The sequence below is a fragment of the Microbulbifer maximicatervae (SeqCode) genome, assembly GCF_052468095.1.
Window position 1 is genome coordinate 2,993,275 of record NZ_CP174332.1, and the last position, 15,680, is coordinate 3,008,954.

The window sequence follows — 15,680 nt, forward strand, 5'->3', positions numbered from 1 at the left end:
AATTTAAAATAAATATTAATGATCATTGAATCGCACAATATTTAATATATCTGTGAGGCATCTCATATATAAACCGCAATAGATAGAAAGCTGCACCAGTCCACACACCCTGAGAGGTACAGCCTGGAGGTAACGGATATACGAACAATTCTATCAGGCAATGAGTGAATGATTATTCATTGATGTTTAATAGTATTGGTATACAATCTTTCACGCACAACTACCCTAAAATTAATTTAAGGTGACATCAATGTTTAGTCATATTATGGTCGGGGCCAACGATATCGAGGAATCAAAGGTATTTTACGATTCCACTTTCGGAATATTGGGTTACAAACCCGGCACTATTGATGATCGTGGCCGCTGCTTCTATTTTAATGACAACGGTATTTTTGCCATCACCAAACCCATCAATGGGGAGCCCGCAAGCCATGGCAACGGCAGCACTATTGGCTTTACAGTAAACAGTTCTGAAGAGGTTGATGCCTGGCATGCTGCAGGTATTGCCAACGGTGGTACCAGCTGCGAAGAGCCCCCAGGCGTACGGGATAGCGCCGTAGGCCCAATCTACCTCGCCTACTTACGAGACCCTGCTGGCAATAAGCTCTGCGCACTGTATAGAGCAAGCTAATTAGGGTTCGCAATCAGGAGCCTCCCCTTACAGGGAGGCGCTGTATAAGTGGACTAATAGTGTAATCAGTCCCAGCGGTTGAAAATAACGTGCATGCCGTGATGATCGTCACTCACGAATACGAAATAGCCGGCGCCAGTATGTGCAGTTGCGCACACCTTCGTCCCCTGGGAAGTCTCAGAACACTGCATTTTATAGGCTTCGATTCCCGAAGTGTCGTATTCACACTGACTGTATTGGCTTTCAAGAGTTTGCACCAAGTCTCGGCTGCCCCTTGCCAATACATAGCGGTAATCACCAAAGTAGCGATAGCTGTAGGTGTCCAAGTAATATGCTTGAGAGTCACCGCCGCCTTCCAGAAGCTCGCTATAGCAAAGTTCAGGCCTGGCCATCCACAGCGTTTCCTGATCATTCGAAGAGTGTATTCCTGGCCAATTCTGTTGGTCATGTTGAGAGAGTACTACGTTGGTTGAATCAACATAGTCTTTCACAATGACGTAGTCACCTTCATCACTTTCTATTCTGCAAACCGGCGCACCGCCAATAAAATTATCACACTGAACCATATCCAGGCTGACTTGACTTGTCTCGCCAGCACAGTCTTCTGCAAAGCTTTCAGCCCAGTATTGCACAGCCTTAACTGCATACTCTCGAGAGTCTTCTATTTCATAATAGAAATCTGAAAAGATGCGATAAACCTCGCGATCATTAGTATTGCTTGCAGAAGCTGCTACAGAACACTGACTAAACTTAGGCAGTTCAAAAGTCTGTTCTGCTTGAGCGGGAACCGCACCGGCAATAGCAATCGCTGCTGTAAAAGTGGCAAGAGTTTTCATTAGATGTCCTCCGTGAACAATCATCCTAAAAGGGACGCGGATTCTAGCAGAGGAAAAATAACTATCAAAAGCAGTGTAACGATATGAAAGTTCAGGTACCTTCTTCCAAGGTTGTGAATATCTGAATAATATTAATTATCGGCATCCGTGAGTTAACTCGATAAAACGTTCCAGCTGAAATCCGGCCTCAGTCTTCCCTCCATCTTTACTTTCAAGCGGCCAACCACAATTCACCCGCACACAATCACCGTAGAGATCAAGCGTGCTGAAATCTGCACCGCCCAACAAGGCTATATTTTCTTCGGAAGCCATACGGCAAAGACTCCGGCTGTCCAACCCTGGGATCTGCAACCAAATCACCATTCCTCCATGGGGGTCACTGATACGCGATTCATCGGGCAAGGATGAACTTAAGTAGTTGCGATAGGATGCGACCTGGAAGGAAATTTTTTGCCTGAGCCCCTGCACATGACGGGAGTATTGGTTGGTACCGATGAAATCAGCTACCGCTAATTGGACGGGCAAGTTCACACCGAAACTTTCGGTAAATCGATAGCGTTCATATTGTTTTCGATACCTTCCTGGTAAGCACCACCCCAGTCGATAGCCTGCGCTCAGTGTCTTGGAGATAGAGCCACACCAAAGCACATACCCGCTCCGGTCCCAGTAGCGCACGGGCATGGGCAGACTTCTTTGAAATCCGAGTTCCAAATACACATCATCCTCGACAATTGGAACCCGATATTTACCAGCCAGTGCGGCCAGGTTCTCTTTCTGCTCCGAACTCAGGGACACGCCCGTAGGATTCATATGACTGCTACTAAAAAGACCCGCTTGGACCAATCCCTGCTGCATATAGCGCTCTAGCTGTGCGAGGTCTAAGCCGTTTTCAACAGTCGGTATCTCAACGACTTTTCGTCCCATCAACGCCAACAGATTAAGAAGACCGTTGTAACAAGGAGAACTGATCGCAACCGCATCACCGGGCTTAGTCGTAATGGCAATCGCTGTGCGGACGGCATCCATACAACCATTCGTCACTACTAATTCATTGGCAGAGAAATGCAAATCATAGCTGGCAAAGTGTGCACTAAGCGCACTGCGCAAAAGCGGCTCCCCTGAGGAAACCGGATAGCCATGCATACTGGCGCCAGCCTCTCGGGTTGCCCGCCGCATACTGCGCTCCAGGGAATCTAACGGCAATAGCTCTGGAGATAAAGACGCAACACCCAATGGCCCTGTTCCCAACCCACGGAAATAGTATTCGTGACTTACTGGATCTGTTGTTCGGCAGGTAAATGCAGGCATTATGGGAGGCGGGTTACTGCTGGGAGGAACTGAGGCAAAGAATCCAGATTGCGGTCGAACCTTCGCCCAGCCGAGTTCCTCCAGCAAGTAGTAGGTGCTTTGGGCTGTTGTCAGGCTCACTTCGTTTTGTGCAGCGAACCGCCTGAGGGACGGTAGTTTATGACCGCTTGGTATTCTCCCTGACTGAATATCCTCAATACAGCGTTCGGCAAGCTCTTTATACCGCACCTATCCCCTCTCCGATTCCGTCTCCGCCCAAACTGTATACCTATTTTATACAAAAATTGCATCTGTATACCTTTTTTCATTTCTTGGATAGTTAGCCCCGAGACAAATTGGAGGGGCTGATGCGGTACTCGGATTTATTACTTGGTGTGCTACTAATGGCAATGTGGGGATTCAACTTCATTGTTATTCAGATGGGAACGGAAGATCTGGACCCACTCCTTCTGGTGGCTTTACGCTTTTCTTTGGCCGCCTTTCCGGCAGTGCTTTTCATTTCCAGACCGACAGTCAGCTGGAAGTACGTTCTGGCCTACAGCCTGACTTTTGGCTGTGGGGTTTGGGGGATGGCCACCTGGGCAATCTCTAGTGGACTCTCTGCGGGAATGGCCTCACTTCTTTTACAAGTAAATGTTGCGATTAGCTTACTATTCGGCTGGGCATTCCTGAAAGAAAAGATTATCCCGCAGAAAGCTCTTGGGGCTCTACTTGCCTTGGGAGGGCTGTTGCTAAGTTTGATGGTTGAAGATGGCACTGTGCCCCTTATCAGTATTGCACTTATCTTAATAGCGGCTACCAGCTGGAGCATCAGTGGGCTCATTGTAAAAGCCAGCGGCACACAGGAAGTATTTAGCTTTATTGTCTGGGGGCTATTTTTTGCACCGTTACCATTGTTCGCTGCTACCTATATTCAAAATGGTGCGGATATATTTTATGAAATTCATAACAACCTTAGTGGAAAGTTGATTTTCTCCATATTGTTTCAGGCCTACCCAACCACTCTGCTGGGATACTGGTTCTGGAACCGGTTAATCGTTAAGTACCCGCTGTCTACTGTTGCGCCTTTAGGTTTACTCTGCCCCGTTTTTGGACTCTTTTTCAGTTGGTTATTAACTGGCGAATCGATTGGTTCAGAAAAATTAATGGCCGCTATTATGATTTTCTCTGGGCTGGCACTTGGTATTGTTCATTTTCGCCAGAGCTTTAAGATGCTAAGAAACTCACGGATTTTTGGCATGTTAAACATATCGCGATGAACAAGTATCCAAGTTGAGATTTGCCAGCTTTCAGGCGTAGGAATCTCAATAATGTCTTCAAATTTTTTAGCCAGGATTCTCGGCATGGCGCCAATACCGCAGCCAGAAAGCATTGCCTGGTTAAGAATTTGCTGACTGGAAGCAGTCAGCACAATATTTTGATCGGGAATATGATTATAAATCCATTCATTCCAGTCAAAGTGTAACGGGCGATCACCTAAAACCAGAAACCTGTGCCCTTGAAGATTACTTTTATCGGGAAGCCCATAGTCTTCAATATAGGATTTGTGTGCATAGAAAACGAATTCTGTAGTAAAAAACGGCAACACGATATTATCAGGTGTCGTTGGTTTCTCACCGACACGAATCGCAATATCAGCTTCACCGTACTCCAGGTTAAAATTGCGCAGATCCCCGATTAAATTGACAAGCATACCTGGGTGCTGGGTCTGGTACTGTCTAATGAGCGGCATCAACAGGTCTACCATTTCGCCGACAGAGGTGATGGTGAGCTTGCCTTGCAAATTCTGCTCTTTGCTTTGTAACCGCGAGGACAACTGGGAAAAATGGCTGTCCGTCACCTCCCCCAGTCGCATAACATCCAGCCCCGCCTCCGTTGGAATATAGCCTTTGTCATTGCGCTGAAATAGTACAACCCCAAGGCTCTCCTCCAATACATTAATATGGCGCATCACGGTGGACCTGTGGATACCAATCTCCTGGGCCGTTGCACTCAGAGTGCCAAGCTTGGCCAGCTTGTAAGCGGTCCTTAACTCAGTCCATTTATCCATTATTTACCTCAAGCCCCCCATGCTCAGCATGTGCAAATATGCACATCAGAGTCTCATAATCACACATTAACAGCATATTCGCTACACCATAAAATGGATTCAAATGACCTGTACACCCTCTAATGGTTGAAAAATATGGTAATTGAAGCGGAAGTATTGATAGTAGGCGGTGGTTTCGCCGGTGTGTCTGTCGCACAAGCACTGGAAAGAAATGGCGTCCATACCATTCTGGTAGACAAAAAAGATTATTTCGAAGTCACTTTTGCCACCTTGCGCAATGTAACCGATCCATCCAGCACCGGGAATCAAGCGCGCAAGTACTACAGGGACTTTTTCTATGGCCGCTTCATTCAGGGGGATGTAATGGAAATGTCTGCGAAATCAGCGCGTTTGGCAGATGGAACAGAGTTACATTTCAACAGTGCCATACTCGCTTCCGGCACCCGATATCCGAGTATACCAATGGCCAAATCCCTTTGCGCAATGGATATTCAATCCAGAAACCAAGAACTGTTGAACGAGCATCAGCGACTGAAACAAGCAAGGAAAGTCATGGTGATAGGTGGAGGGGTCGTTGGTGTCGAATTGGCAGGAGAGATCGCACACGCTATGCCGAGAACTCAAGTAATTCTGGCACACAATAAAGAGGTCTTATTGGACAACTTCAAGCCTAAAGCACAAATCAAAGCCCAGAGACAATTAGAGAATTTAGGTGTAGAAATTCAGTTTAACAGCCGCTACCAATATCAGAATGGCTGCTATATCGATCTCAACAGCGGCCAAGCCAGCGATGCAGACCTGGTTTTTGAAGCGACTGGTGTGCTACCCAACAATGATTACCTTAAACCGCACTTAGCGCATATCCTTAATGAGCGGGGATTTGTGAAAGTCGATAACAGACTTCAAGTTATTGACGAACCTAGCTTGTATGCACTCGGAGACATTGCAGATATTGGTGAGGCCAAACTGGGCTACCTCGCCTCTCAGCAAGGTGAATACCTGGCAAAGGCCATCGCCAGAAATAGAAAAGGAAAAAGTACCAAAAGCTATAAACGAAACCCACTAATGGCACTAGTTCCCATTGGCCAGAAGCAAGGATTAGTACAGTTACCTTTCGCAGTAACAACCTGCAACCACCTCGTTCGGTTGAAGCAGAAAGACCTATTCATTAATAAGGTTTATCGTGGATTTGGCACTCAGCCAAATACCCGGCTCTCTTAGTTCGGGCTAACTATTGTAAGTAGCTATTAATGCAGTTAACGATATGATTCTATTTTAGCCAACTGTATAAATACAAAAAATAAAATCATAAAGTGAGCATTATCAAGGACAAAAACTCACAAGTACTAACCAGGTTTATTACTTTTTTCCCTCACCAGCCAGTAGGAAACTCCCAGGGCGATAGTCACCAGGGCAATACCGACTATTTGCTCCGCGTTAACAAATTTTAAGTCGAGCACAATAACCTTCCGAGCTACAGCCATTAAGGCTGTAGCCAATACCAATTGCACCGGTATCACATTTGTACCCAGGTAGAGTCGGATATTAGTGAAAATTTCAATGGCAATAAGAACTGCGAGAAAGGCCCCAAAAGTCTCGAGGATATCTTCCATATCCAGCAATAGGAATGGCGTCTCCATTAGCCTTTCATAAAGTACATAGACGACATCCGCAATGGTCCAGAATATGACCAACACCATAAGAATGGCGAGAAATTTAACGGCATATTTTATTGCTCGATGTAATTGGTTGATCAGTGGATCAGCATGATCCTCATGTATCTCGTCATATTTCATGGGCTTCGCTCTGCCGATTGATACCGCACATTGCTTGAGTTCGACTATAGGCGAAATCCCCGTATTCAGCCGAGAGAGCTTCCTTTAGTGAGCGAGTAGTAAGAGGAATCCCGGCAGCATATTCACCGCCGGGATATTGTGAGTCGTTAAGGTAGGCAGGCTGCGTTAGAGAAGAAATACTTTACTTCGTAGTCACTACAATCCTCTGTTGCACAAAAGAAGCGGTAATTAGTGCCGATATCGCCTATATGCATGCTTTCGCCGGTTAAGGAATAATCCAACTTCGTATCAACAACCCTTGCCTCAATACCAGCAACATCACTGACAGCACAGCTATTGCTTATATTTCCCGCTGACTTGTGTTCGTTAAAGCTCTCATAATCAATGCCACCTGAGGAGGGATCATCCAGGTCCAGCCACTCGGTTGCGTAGTACCCTGGATTTACCAAGCTGTTGGACAACTTGTGCACGCCCAAAGCATTGATTTCATCACCGTGGCGCCCGTGGAAAGCAAAAATTTGCTGGGATGAAGTGGAAGAATAAGTTGTACAAGTCCCCTGCTGAGTCCCCCCGGAAATAGATGAGCCATTGCTCGACGTCAATTTAAGGTAGTAAACACTGCCCGTTTCATGTTTTTCATCGTCGACACAAATCTTAACGTCATCCAGATACTCGCTGCTGGCGGAGTTAAAACTCAGCACACTCCCCATCGAGCCACCGTCTCCATCACCGTATTCAATACAGTATTCATGATCACTGGCTGTGGCATGGCTTAGGGATTGCTTAAATTCATAGCAAGCTTTAAAACCGTCAATTCGACCACCGGAACGAATCTGGACAGATTTCAGATTCATAGTACCGCTGCCGAGTAGCTTACGTTTTACCAGGTCGATTGAATCAAACGCATCACCTCCGGTACCACCCACAACATCTTTTTTGATATAACCAAAATCCGAGTAGCTGTCTTGGTTGGCGATCCAGAACCCATCAAATGGTTCGTAGTAATTCACCCACACCGAGGTAGTTACACCTTCCGAATTCCTCTTGGCATAGAGAGCGGCATTTTCCAAAGCGTTATAAGGCATTCCATAGCGATAGCCATCGGCTTCACAGACGGAGTAACCTTCACTCCAGGTTCCCGATGTACTGCTAATGTGCCAGTTTCGCTCGTCGTCCACACAGGCAAACACTCGCTCCGTACTACAGCTATAGTCGCGAATTTCTCCGTCATTACTTAACCAGGCGCAACTATTGCTGCCACTGGGAGAGTCATTCCGCCAAGACCACGTAAAATCTTCAATCTGGGGAGCTTTAGAAGCACCTATAGTGGTCGCATTGGCCTCCACCAGCGCCAACTCAAGCATGTTATACCCAGATACTGCTTTCTCCAGGATCTCACTGCCGGAATACTTGATGTCATCCTTGCTATATTCGGTTGTTGCATCCAAGGCGACACTTAAATTCCCATTGTTGTAGTGGCTGGTTGCGCTGGCATTACCGTCGATATCTGCTGTTAACTGGCTGGAATTTTGTGCAAGTGGCTCATTGGAAGTGAGGTTTCCAGATGCATCCATCTCATCCACACCGATCCAGACATTGCGTCTGAATTTCGATGTGTTTGACTCGTCATGGTAATCACACAGATTGTTATCACCAGTGTGCGGATACTCTCTGGGCACCTGAATAAATAGGATAACGTTGCGTCCCGCATCCAACACATCCTGTTTAGTCAGTGTTTGCGCCGGTAGGGAGGCGCAATCATCTTCTGTATAGCCCCAGTCGGTAGGCTTAAATACCAGATCCCCCAACCTGCTTTCAATTTTCTCACCAATCTTATTGCGGAAGTTCTGGTGGTAATCAGAATCGTAAGCCTCAAACTTTAGGAATATGACTTCATCGTTATTATCTTCAAGAAAATCCTTAATCTCATCCAGCCCATCCCCCAGCGTTGCAGCTGTACCAAACATATAAATACACATAGTGGCCTCTTCCAGGCCCATATGACACAGGTGCGGTGTTGAGCTGAAACTGGAAGCAGGGTAAGTATCATATTCGACCAGACGTATTCCCCGACTGAATAATTTCTCCGGCGCGTACCACTGGTTTACATCGGTATATACACCCTGATCCCACTGATAGGATGCATAGGCATTATGCGCTCCCGCCCACAAGGTCTTTGATAAGGGAGCCTTTGTATCAATCTGCCCCTGTAAATCCAGGCGCTTCACTTTATCATCGCTAGCATCAATTTCGCCGACAACAGACATCGAAAAACTCAAAAGCAAACTTGATACCAAACCAATTGTTTTATGCATTATTCTTTTCCTGATAAGTATCCTGATAGTTACCGCTAAAATAAAAATCCCAGTAAGTATTTCCCCTCAGTTGAATTGACCAATTGGAACAAGCGTACACACCTGTCGTGAACCGCTAAATTACAACAGTACTGACTGGTCAATTTTAGTCATTTACCCTACTTTACACTTTCATAATTTGCGCACTTTTCAGTACTGACAAACATCCATCTCCGAATTAAACATTCATAAAACTACCCGCTAGCGGGGGCGCAAAATAGTAGCTACAGAGCATGACCAATCAGTTACGAGCTTAAGGCAGTTATGTAAATATCTGCCCATTTGTAACAAGGCCAACATAAATGACAGACCAAATATCCCTCCAGTATTTAGGATTCAATCACAACCTTGGAAGTGATATTACGCACGTTAAATCAGCTGGTTCAGGGGCGAAGTTTGGGCATCTAATTCATCTTTTCAGATTATTGATAGTTTCAAAATATAATTGGGACAAACCTTAAAAGAGTCGGCATCACACGCTTCAGCTAACAGCTGATAAAAAATAGACGGCAAAAATCTTTTCCAAAAGGCGTAGAATTAATTTAAAGCTAAGCCGGATTCAGGATATAAGAAGAGTACAACTTAGATATTTATACTTACCAAACAGTGAATTGAGCACCCAAGGAGTGATAGGCTTATTGAAATATTACATTCATAGAACAAATAGAAACTTATAATTTCCGCCCCAGGAAAGCAGCCTTATCAAGGAGAGAGAATGAAAAGCAAGGCACTTATCATACTGAGTAGTATTCTTATCGCCTCATGTGGATCTATGCGGCCGCAAAATGCAAGCAATTATCAGCAAGACCTGATCACCCCAGAAGAAACAGATAACTTTGTACTCACCGAAAGCAGCACCTTCGATGAACCCATGCTGGGAATTGCCCTAAAGTACGATAATAAGCAGTATCCTACCGATATTATCAATGTCTATGTATACCCTATCGATAGCATCACATGGGAAAATACAGATGAAATTATCTCCATTGAAATGGGCGATATTATAGATGAAGTTGACTTTGCTATAGAGCAAGGGCATTACAAGTCAAGATCACCAGAGACTATTGAAAACTTCAGTTTTAAAATCGGTGAAAAGCTATATTCTGGAAAAAAGTCATCTTTCACACTTACCAACAGAAACGATGCTGAATACTTCTCAAATAGCTATGTATTTGTCGATAAGGATAAATATATAAAGTTCAGAACCAGCTTCGACAGCACAGCGACTGTAGAATGGAATGGCGACTCAGCAGTGAAAGAAATACTGCCTGAGATAGTTGTTCCCGACGAGTCTACGTACATGAAGAACCTGAGAGCTGAACACCAAAAAGAAATCACCAAGAATCTGATAAAATCACTATTCCAAGCTTCTCAAGAACCACAACCCAACACAGAATAATTTCTCAACTAACTTAATAGCAATTGCGACAAATCCAACTCTGTCAGAGCTGATAGCTACTAGGTGCCGCTTAGCACCAGAGAATTGCGAGCGGCACGCTTTAACTGAAATTTCCTGTACTTCAACGGCATGAAAGCACACTCCTTTCCCCATTGGCAGGAAATTAGCCCTAGACATCTCCAATTCAGATTTTTAAACAAATCCCACTAAAATCTACACTAACTGGCTAATAAATTTCTCAGGTGGTTGAGATAATACTGGCACTTAGGCGTCTATGATTAAGGAGGCACTAAGGAAAGGAAATTCGAATCATGAGCAAAATCCTGCCTCCAATTCTTGCTCTTCTGCTCGCCGCATTTGTTTTAGGCGCGCAAGCCGACAACTATGTCAGTAAGAATAGTCAAGCCACTTCGCCTCTCGGATGTATCAGTGCCACATCAGTACTATCTACCCATACACCGACAGATATTACTGCTGCCGCCAAAACATGTACCGAACAATCCAAATTTGATGAGGCAGCTGAGCTGTTAATGGTTGCCAGTGCCTTTGCTTATTTCGACACACAGAGGGTTAGCGATAAAACCGGGCACAATGTATTAAGAGTGATTTTCAATAAAAAATTTAATTCGATGCCAGAGGGAGATCGAAAAAAACTATTCGCCAGCATTAACTCTCTTGATCAGGGCGGCGCAAGGAAGCTGGAAGTTTGTAACTATTTGACAGCCGCAAAGCCGCCATCCTATATACCAAGCTATATGATTTCTCATGGGTTAAGAAAATTTACAGGCGTTACTGAAGCCCCCCTGATAAAAGATTTTGATGCCGATCAAAGTTGGTTAAACTCAATGGTGTTTGTCAAATGCCGCAGTTAATCGGTATCTTGTTGCATAGAGACGAAATACCTATATCAGGCTCACCTTTGGGCTGAATATAAGTATCTAAGGCAGTAAAGATTCCCACGCCTTAAATACTAGCCATCTAGATGCCCTCAAGCATATTCGGCCACCGCAATTCTGGTATTTCCCTGATGCTTAGCTAAATCGCCACTTCATGAGTTCCCTTTGCCACTATTTACCAAGCGTAAAGTTTCAGGCATGATTTTCCCATAGTCGAAATTTTCTCTAATCGGATTAACGGGAAGAACTGTGAAAGAAAACGGAATGCTCTTTTTATTTTGTGGAAAGATGGGCGCAGGAAAAAGTACAAAAGCTGCGGAGATAGCACAAACTACAGGAGCTATTCTTATTTCCGAAGATGAGTGGCTGTCTAACTTATATCCCCATGAGATCACCTCACTCTCCACTTACATAGAGTATTCTGCAAGATTAAAACCAATGATCAAGTCACATACTCAGGATATCTTAAGGAGTGGCATCTCGGTAGTACTGGATTTTCCCGGCAATACAAGAAAACAAAGATCTTGGTTCAAAGAGATATTTCTGGATAACCTCTTTCCCCATCAATTAATCTATCTTAAAGCCGATGATAAATTATGTTTACAACAAATTGCCCAAAGGCAAAAATCACATCCGGAACGAGCCGCCTTTGATACCCCTGAGACCTTCAAACAAGTTAATAAGTACTTTGAAGAACCTTGCCAATCAGAGGGATTCAATATTGAAGTAGTCCATCTGGGAGGCATTTAAACGTACCCACTCCCTCTAATAATTGGGAGTAACCTCTACTGGACTCTCTTTCCGTTTGCCCTATCTCCTCCAGTGTTGGAGAAACTAAAGGAAGCCTAAGTCTCGATGCTGGCTCAGTATTTTGACTCCCTGTGAACCCGTTATTCGACTAGCCGGTTCCAAGCAGATTCAGAAAGGCCCGACTGAGACTGATGCACCTTTGCTTTGCCTCATATTTCGATTATTATGGAAATATAGAAATTTGGAGGTAACTCATGATGCTACCAAACCACACCCCCATCAATATTCTTAATCGCCTGGTGGACTCCCCTCCCAATGGCGACCCTACCAGGATTCTGGTGTTGTACGGATCCCTGAGACCCAACTCCTTTTCGCGTCTATTGGCCAACCAGGTTGTTGAAATATTGCAGCATTTTGGTGCCGAGGTTCGCTTGTTTGACCCTGTCGACCTCCCTCTTTACGACGGCACCAGCCAGGATCACCCCAAGGTGCAGCAATTGCGCGAGTGGTCTGCCTGGAGCCAGGGTCAAGTGTGGATTAGCCCGGAAATACATGGAAATGTCTCGGCCGTTTTCAAGAATCAGATCGACTGGCTACCACTGGACCAATCTGCAAGCCGGGCAACCCAGGGAAAAACCCTAGCGGTCATGCAGATTTCCGGTGGCTCGCAGTCATTCAATACTGTCAACAATTTGAGGGTTCTCGGCCGCTGGATGCGCATGTTTACGATTCCCAACCAATCCTCTATTGCCAAGGCCTGGCAGGAATTCGATGAACAAGGGCACCTCAAGGATTCCCCATTCCGGGACCGGGTGATTGACGTTCTGGAAGAGCTGGTAAAAACCACCATTTTGTTGCGTGGCCAGGGTAACTATCTGACCGAGCGGTACAGCGAGAACAAATCAGAGGTGCAGTCAGCTTCGACAACATCTATTCAGACCTTGGTGGCTGAAAGCGGTGTCGCAGAACCCAGCTAAAAGTACTGGCATTTCGCTGCCGAAGGTCCACATTTAGCAAAGGTCCATATCTAGCTATGGACCACTAGCTGATAGGAACTCCGATAAGGATCTCGTCAATGAGCTTTTCCCTGGACCCGGAATTTTCACGTGCCCTTGGCAAGTTTGGCGACTTGCTGGATACCTTGGCAGAAGCGCCTATTGGGGATGTGGATACTCGCCGTAAGAATGGAGCCGTGGTCACTCAAGCACTATTTCAGGGTCGCAGTTTTCCATCAGATGTTTCTTTTCGGGACTTTACCCTAAAGAGTTCAGACCAAGAGGAGATCCAGTTACGCTGGTACCAAAAGGAGAATAGCAAGCCAGGCTCCGCTATTCTCTACATTCATGGCGGTGGGCTCATCTGCCACGATATCTCACGGTACGACTTGGTCATCGCCAAATATGTAGCTGCCAGCGGCGTGCCATTTTTATCAGTAAATTACCGAAAGGCTCCGGAGTTCCCCTACCCTATACCGATTGATGATTGCTATCGGGCATTCATTTGGCTGGTACAGCACTCACAGGAGCTCTCCATTGACCCCACGCGAATTGGCATCATGGGAGATAGTGCCGGAGGGGGTCTGGCTGCAGCCCTGACAATTGTCGCTCGCGACAAAAAAGGCCCGTCCCTGGCAAGGCAGATATTGTTATACCCAATGCTGGACGACAGGACGGTTACTCCCGATCCCGAGTTATTGCCATTTATTATCTGGACCTATGAAGATAATCTCACCGGCTGGACCGCTTACCTGGGTAATCAAGTGGGCAGCCCTGCGGTCAGTCCTCATGCTGCCCCTGCCCGCCTGCAAGATGCCAAGGGTCTACCGCCAGCATTTATCGATGTTGGCGAACTAGATATTTTTCGCGATGAGGATATGCAATACGCCCAATTACTCACCGATGCCGGTGTTAGCACGGAGCTCCACGTTCGACCTGGCGTAATTCACTCCTGGGAGCTATTCGCCCCGGATATTCCCGTCTCACAGCGCGCTCTTGCAGATCGAGTGAGAGTCATCCAGGAAATCTAAGCGAGCACGGTGCACCTGACTATGGAACAGCAAAAACAGAGACTTTTTGATAGTCACTTCCACATCATAAATCCCAAGTTCCCCCTATTCCCAAATCACGGCTATTTGCCTCCAACATTTACCGTGGACGACTATCAACTCAAGTTACAAAACTACCAGCTAGTGGGAGGCGCTGTAGTTTCCGGCTCATTCCAGAAGCTGGATCAAACCTACCTTATTGATGCCCTGGAAAAGCTGGGCAAAAGCTATGTTGGGGTTACACAGCTATCCGCCAATACTCCCGACACCACCATTTTGTCACTCCACAAGCATGGAGTCAGAGCCCTGCGCTTTAATTTGGTACGGGGCGGCTCGGAGCAGATCGATTTTATCGATACTCTTGCCCGGCGAGTTTTTGACTTGGCAGGCTGGCATGTCGAACTATACGTTGAAGCCTCTGCATTGACCCCTCTCTATAATAAATTGATCGCGTTACCAGCCGCCTCTATCGATCACATGGGAATCACTAAGCAGGGTTTTCCCATCTTGCTCAAACTGGCAGAAAAAGGGGTAAAGGTAAAAGCGAGCGGCTTTGGCCGCCTGGATTTCGACCCCGCAGCGGCAATTGTCGACCTCTATCAGGCCAACCCACATTGCCTGATGTTTGGCTCCGATCTTCCCTCTACCAGGGCACCGCGCCCCTTCAAACCTGAAGATATTTTGTTAATTCGCGACACCCTTGATGAAGCACAAGCAGAAAATGTCCTGGTAAAAAATGCCTATCAATTTTATTTAAAAAAATAATGGAATGAGGGGGCAGTATCAGGAACTGAGTTCTTCTTCTGCTGTCATTCACTACGCTGTATTTTCTAAAAGCGCACGATATGCCTAAATTCGTGCACTTCTCTATACCCACTCAATTCATGCTACAGCAGTGTAATCTCGGGTCATCGATCATCTTTATAAATCACTGGCAATTAAAACATGCGAATTGTAGGATGCGCCGAATATTTCAGGCCACAGGGAACCTGGAAGATACAGTGCAGGAGGTTGTAGTGAAAGGACTGGTAACGGTTATTTTTTCCCTATTTGTGCTATCCGGATGTACCGGCATTGGCACAAAACCCCTGGGAGAAAAAGAGGTAGCGTTAGGCGTAGATACTGAGCAATCCATTAAAGAGAAACTCGGTAAGCCTTATGAAAAAGGCATGTTTGTAAAAAACAACCAACAAATTTTAACACTCGCTTATGCTTACCCCACTACTGGCAAAAAGGCGGTTAGCGAAAATATTAGCGGTACCCGTAACCAGGGTTTCTACTTTTATAACGATAAATTGGTTGGGCAGGATTTTGTCAGCTCTCTCGCTGAAGATTCCACCGATTTTGATGAGTCAAAAGTACCACTTATCAGCGAAGGCCAAACCAGTATTCTCGAAGCTCTGGATTTATTGGGCAAACCCTCCGGCGAATATCAGTACCCACTGATTAGCAATAAATCCGAGAAAGCCAAAGTATATATGTATAGCCAAACCAATAAGGCTATTTTCCAACCGGCCTCTTATCAAAAAGTATTGATTCTCAGTTACAATACTGATGGCATCATCACGAACGTAAATTTTGCAGAATTAGGCAATAGAAATTTAAGCGAGCAATAA

Annotated in this window: 15 protein-coding genes; 10 read left to right on the forward strand and 5 right to left on the reverse strand. The window is 45.6% G+C overall.

Features of this window, described 5'->3' with window-relative positions:
* Window positions 1–250: 250 nt before the first annotated feature.
* Complete coding sequence (locus ACJJIL_RS12860; protein ID WP_413665310.1) at window positions 251–631, forward strand: VOC family protein; 381 nt, start codon at window positions 251–253, stop codon at window positions 629–631.
* Between the two features lie 65 nt (window positions 632–696).
* Here the strand turns inward: ACJJIL_RS12860 and ACJJIL_RS12865 are convergent, their stop codons facing one another.
* Window positions 697–1,467 carry a hypothetical protein gene (locus ACJJIL_RS12865; RefSeq protein WP_444913442.1) on the reverse strand — a complete coding sequence of 257 codons (771 nt, stop codon included), beginning with the start codon at window positions 1,465–1,467 and terminating at the stop codon, window positions 697–699.
* Between the two features lie 135 nt (window positions 1,468–1,602).
* A complete protein-coding gene (locus tag ACJJIL_RS12870) occupies window positions 1,603–3,003 on the reverse strand; it encodes an aminotransferase-like domain-containing protein (protein ID WP_444913441.1) in 1,401 nt (466 codons plus the stop codon).
* Window positions 3,004–3,122: 119 nt separating this feature from the next.
* Here ACJJIL_RS12870 and ACJJIL_RS12875 point away from each other — a divergent pair, with 119 nt between their 5' ends.
* Window positions 3,123–4,034 carry an EamA family transporter gene (locus ACJJIL_RS12875; RefSeq protein WP_444913440.1) on the forward strand — a complete coding sequence of 304 codons (912 nt, stop codon included), beginning with the start codon at window positions 3,123–3,125 and terminating at the stop codon, window positions 4,032–4,034.
* On the opposite strand, the gene ACJJIL_RS12880 is transcribed toward ACJJIL_RS12875, so the two are convergent.
* Window positions 3,965–4,825: a LysR family transcriptional regulator gene (locus ACJJIL_RS12880; RefSeq protein ID WP_445359887.1), complete on the reverse strand. Its 861-nt coding sequence runs from the start codon at window positions 4,823–4,825 to the stop codon at window positions 3,965–3,967. The two genes, ACJJIL_RS12875 and ACJJIL_RS12880, sit on opposite strands and share 70 nt — an antisense overlap.
* Before the next feature lie 135 nt (window positions 4,826–4,960).
* On the opposite strand from ACJJIL_RS12880, the gene ACJJIL_RS12885 reads away from it, so the two are divergent.
* Window positions 4,961–6,046 (forward strand): NAD(P)/FAD-dependent oxidoreductase, encoded by a 1,086-nt coding sequence (locus tag ACJJIL_RS12885; protein WP_445359888.1) that lies wholly within the window; start codon window positions 4,961–4,963, stop codon window positions 6,044–6,046.
* A gap of 125 nt (window positions 6,047–6,171) precedes the next feature.
* On the opposite strand, the gene ACJJIL_RS12890 is transcribed toward ACJJIL_RS12885, so the two are convergent.
* Complete coding sequence (locus ACJJIL_RS12890; RefSeq protein WP_413665304.1) at window positions 6,172–6,621, reverse strand: phosphate-starvation-inducible PsiE family protein; 450 nt, start codon at window positions 6,619–6,621, stop codon at window positions 6,172–6,174.
* Window positions 6,622–6,767: 146 nt separating this feature from the next.
* Window positions 6,768–8,936 (reverse strand): jacalin-like lectin, encoded by a 2,169-nt coding sequence (locus tag ACJJIL_RS12895; protein WP_445359889.1) that lies wholly within the window; start codon window positions 8,934–8,936, stop codon window positions 6,768–6,770.
* Between the two features lie 754 nt (window positions 8,937–9,690).
* Between ACJJIL_RS12895 and ACJJIL_RS12900 the strand changes: the two genes are divergently transcribed.
* The 7 genes from ACJJIL_RS12900 to ACJJIL_RS12930 all read left to right on the forward strand — a co-directional run bounded on the left by ACJJIL_RS12900 (window position 9,691) and on the right by ACJJIL_RS12930 (window position 15,680).
* Window positions 9,691–10,374, forward strand: a complete 684-nt coding sequence (locus ACJJIL_RS12900) for a hypothetical protein (RefSeq protein ID WP_445359890.1) — start codon at window positions 9,691–9,693, stop codon at window positions 10,372–10,374.
* A 311-nt stretch (window positions 10,375–10,685) separates the two neighbouring features.
* Complete coding sequence (locus tag ACJJIL_RS12905) at window positions 10,686–11,246, forward strand: hypothetical protein (protein WP_445359891.1); 561 nt, start codon at window positions 10,686–10,688, stop codon at window positions 11,244–11,246.
* Between the two features lie 273 nt (window positions 11,247–11,519).
* Window positions 11,520–12,020 (forward strand): P-loop nucleotide/nucleoside kinase family protein, encoded by a 501-nt coding sequence (locus tag ACJJIL_RS12910; RefSeq protein ID WP_444896814.1) that lies wholly within the window; start codon window positions 11,520–11,522, stop codon window positions 12,018–12,020.
* Between the two features lie 254 nt (window positions 12,021–12,274).
* On the forward strand, window positions 12,275–12,997 hold the full coding sequence (arsH, locus tag ACJJIL_RS12915) for an arsenical resistance protein ArsH (protein WP_413665299.1): 723 nt from the start codon (window positions 12,275–12,277) through the stop codon (window positions 12,995–12,997).
* Window positions 12,998–13,095: 98 nt separating this feature from the next.
* Window positions 13,096–14,046, forward strand: a complete 951-nt coding sequence (locus ACJJIL_RS12920; protein ID WP_444913434.1) for an alpha/beta hydrolase — start codon at window positions 13,096–13,098, stop codon at window positions 14,044–14,046.
* A 21-nt stretch (window positions 14,047–14,067) separates the two neighbouring features.
* Window positions 14,068–14,829, forward strand: coding sequence for an amidohydrolase family protein (locus ACJJIL_RS12925; protein WP_444905655.1), 762 nt, complete (start codon window positions 14,068–14,070; stop codon window positions 14,827–14,829).
* 194 nt (window positions 14,830–15,023) lie between these two features.
* The gene (locus ACJJIL_RS12930; RefSeq protein WP_444913433.1) at window positions 15,024–15,680 is read left to right on the forward strand and encodes a hypothetical protein; all 657 of its coding nucleotides are present in this window, start codon (window positions 15,024–15,026) and stop codon (window positions 15,678–15,680) included.

What these genes read in the sequence shown, in the direction of transcription:
- arsH (WP_413665299.1), top strand. Translation starts at nt 12,275, where the DNA reads ATGATGCTACCAAACCACACCCCCATCAATATTCTTAATCGCCTGGTG.
- ACJJIL_RS12925 (WP_444905655.1), top strand. Translation starts at nt 14,068, where the DNA reads ATGGAACAGCAAAAACAGAGACTTTTTGATAGTCACTTCCACATCATA.
- ACJJIL_RS12865 (WP_444913442.1), bottom strand. Translation starts at nt 1,467, where the DNA reads ATGAAAACTCTTGCCACTTTTACAGCAGCGATTGCTATTGCCGGTGCG.
- ACJJIL_RS12880 (WP_445359887.1), bottom strand. Translation starts at nt 4,825, where the DNA reads ATGGATAAATGGACTGAGTTAAGGACCGCTTACAAGCTGGCCAAGCTT.
- ACJJIL_RS12900 (WP_445359890.1), top strand. Translation starts at nt 9,691, where the DNA reads ATGAAAAGCAAGGCACTTATCATACTGAGTAGTATTCTTATCGCCTCA.
- ACJJIL_RS12905 (WP_445359891.1), top strand. Translation starts at nt 10,686, where the DNA reads ATGAGCAAAATCCTGCCTCCAATTCTTGCTCTTCTGCTCGCCGCATTT.
- ACJJIL_RS12860 (WP_413665310.1), top strand. Translation starts at nt 251, where the DNA reads ATGTTTAGTCATATTATGGTCGGGGCCAACGATATCGAGGAATCAAAG.
- ACJJIL_RS12875 (WP_444913440.1), top strand. Translation starts at nt 3,123, where the DNA reads ATGCGGTACTCGGATTTATTACTTGGTGTGCTACTAATGGCAATGTGG.
- ACJJIL_RS12920 (WP_444913434.1), top strand. Translation starts at nt 13,096, where the DNA reads ATGAGCTTTTCCCTGGACCCGGAATTTTCACGTGCCCTTGGCAAGTTT.
- ACJJIL_RS12890 (WP_413665304.1), bottom strand. Translation starts at nt 6,621, where the DNA reads ATGAAATATGACGAGATACATGAGGATCATGCTGATCCACTGATCAAC.
- ACJJIL_RS12930 (WP_444913433.1), top strand. Translation starts at nt 15,024, where the DNA reads ATGCGCCGAATATTTCAGGCCACAGGGAACCTGGAAGATACAGTGCAG.
- ACJJIL_RS12895 (WP_445359889.1), bottom strand. Translation starts at nt 8,936, where the DNA reads ATGCATAAAACAATTGGTTTGGTATCAAGTTTGCTTTTGAGTTTTTCG.
- ACJJIL_RS12885 (WP_445359888.1), top strand. Translation starts at nt 4,961, where the DNA reads ATGGTAATTGAAGCGGAAGTATTGATAGTAGGCGGTGGTTTCGCCGGT.